Annotated in this window: 3 protein-coding genes; 2 read left to right on the forward strand and 1 reads right to left on the reverse strand. The window is 59.9% G+C overall.

The annotated features are described in order from the left end of the window. Positions 1-167: 167 nt before the first annotated feature. The gene (locus tag AC4FAH_RS11965) at positions 168-413 is read left to right on the forward strand and encodes a hypothetical protein (protein ID WP_043333917.1); all 246 of its coding nucleotides are present in this window, start codon (positions 168-170) and stop codon (positions 411-413) included. A gap of 154 nt (positions 414-567) precedes the next feature. On the opposite strand, the gene AC4FAH_RS11970 is transcribed toward AC4FAH_RS11965, so the two are convergent. After that, on the reverse strand, positions 568-1,083 hold the full coding sequence (locus tag AC4FAH_RS11970; RefSeq protein ID WP_043333918.1) for a lactoylglutathione lyase family protein: 516 nt from the start codon (positions 1,081-1,083) through the stop codon (positions 568-570). 243 nt (positions 1,084-1,326) lie between these two features. Here AC4FAH_RS11970 and AC4FAH_RS11975 point away from each other — a divergent pair, with 243 nt between their 5' ends. After that, the gene (locus AC4FAH_RS11975) at positions 1,327-2,202 is read left to right on the forward strand and encodes a LysR family transcriptional regulator (protein ID WP_490246088.1); all 876 of its coding nucleotides are present in this window, start codon (positions 1,327-1,329) and stop codon (positions 2,200-2,202) included. The last annotated feature ends 45 nt before the right edge of the window (positions 2,203-2,247 follow it).

Below are 2,247 nucleotides of genomic sequence, written 5' to 3' on the forward strand. Positions count from 1 at the left end.
TCGAGAAATGTCGCCCACAAGAGAGAGTTGTACAGATATCACATCATGGATAGTGTGAGTTCAGCGGGTTTTGCAGAGTATGAGGGATGTTCACACCCGTAATGGTTACCTGAACGCGTGTGATCATTACCGTGAATTCAATCAGTGTGGCTCCAGGGAATCGAATCATGGATGAGAAAGCCAACGCCGTTCTGTCCTGCCCGGTATGTAACTGCCTGAGCATGGATTATCAATATCATGAGCGCTCTGACGATTACCTGGTGCACTGTGGTGAGTGTGCCGAGTTCATCGGTACCTGGTCGTTGTTGCAACGTGAGCTTGCAGTGCAGAAGGCACGGATTGCCTTGCTCAGTCCGGAACTCGCCAGTCAGAGTCTTTACCGTCGTGTGCGCAGCATGCCCGTCATCCACTGAGGCGTGAGCGGGTGGGCTTTTAGTGAGCTCGCCCGACGAAGGTCATCGTGCGTTGCTCTCGAGGTTCCTTTCGGGATGTCTCGAGCACAAATGTCAGATACAGCAAGGCCCCGCCATGGCGGGGCCTTGCTGTATCTGACGTCTGCGGCCGTGCTCAGTTCTGGTAGGCACCGGCGGCGTAGGTCATTTCATAGCTGTGGCTATAGACCTCGAGGATGTTGCCGAACGGGTCTTCCATGTAGACCATGCGGAACGGCTTCTCACCCGGGAAGTACTCGCGTACCGGCATGCGCTGCTTGCCGCCGGCGGCCACGATGCGCTCGGCCAGACCTTCGACGTCCGGGTCCTGGACGCAGAAGTGGAAGATGCCGGTCTTCCAGTACTCGAAGTTGTTTTCCGGCGTCTCGTGGTTCGGGAATTCGAAGATCTCGACACCGATACGGTCGCCGGTGGACAGGTGGGCGATGCGGAAGCTGCCCCAGCCCGGACCGAAGACATCGCTGCACATCACGCCGATGGCGGAGTCATCTTCGGTGATGGTGGTCGGCTCCATCACCACGTACCAGCCCAGCACTTCGGTGTAGAACTTGACCGCGGCTTCCACATCACCGACGGACAGGCCGATGTGGGAGAAGGTACGCGGATACGGTGTGTTCTTTTCGTTGCTCATGAGTCACCTCGATATGTGAGTCGTGAAGGAAATGGCTCGGTCACTGCCTGCGTGACGTTGGAAGCCATCTTGGGCGTCATGAGCAATAATGAAAACTACGTAGCTGTTATGATAATGATAAGACTTTCTTATTGCGGTAGGGGTTCTCCGTCGCAGTCTTGCTGATGCTCCTCCTCTGACGCTGCCATCCTGATTCTGTCCACTGACTCTGCCCCCTGATTCTTCCAGCCCCCAGGAGCTTGAATGCTGCAACCCCAATGGCTACGCACCTTTCGCACCCTGGTGAGTGTCGGCAACTTCACGCGTACCGCGGAGCGGCTCGATCTGACCCAGGCCGCTGTCAGTCAGCATGTGCGCCAGCTGGAAACCCGACTTGGCACGCTGTTGATCCGTTATCCGCGCAAGATCGAACTGACGCCGGCCGGCCATGCACTGCTGGATTTCGCGCGTGAGATGGAAACCGCCGAGCAGCGCCTGACCCAGCGGCTGGCGGGCAATGAAGACAGTCATGGCGACATTCGGCTGATCACGCCGGGCAGCATTGGCCTGGCGATCTATCCGCGCTTGCTGGCGCTTCAGCAGGAGTCGCCGGGACTCAATGTTCACCATCGCTTCGCACCGACGCGCGAGGTGGTGGAGGCCGTGCTGGAGAATCGCTTCGAGCTGGGGATCGTCACGCTCAAGCCGGATGACCCGCGCCTGAGCGTGACGGAGTGGGCGCGTGAGCCCCTTGAGCTGGTGGTGCCGGCGGGAGTCGAGATCCATGACTGGGGGGATCTCGAGACATTGGGCTTCATCGACCACCCGGATGGTCAGGACATGGCCTCGCGCCTGTTGAGTCGGCGCTTCCCGGGCAATCCGGGCATCAGCTCACTGCCGCGCAGTGGCTCCACCAACCAGATCAGCCTGATTCTGGAGCCGGTCGCCCGTGGGTTGGGCTTCAGCGTCGTGCCGCGCCATGCCCGCGAGGCCTTCCCTGATCATCAGGCCATCCGGGTGGTGCCACCGCCTGAGGGCAGCACGGAGGTGGTCGATACCCTATGGTTGCTCACGCGAGCGGAATGGCCGCTCTCGGCGCGCGCCAGACGGGTGTTGGAGTATCTGAAGGTGGCGCTGTAGCGCGCCGAGGCATTGACGCTCAGGCATCGGCGCTCAGACCTCGAC

Source organism: Cobetia sp. (assembly GCF_983723665.1).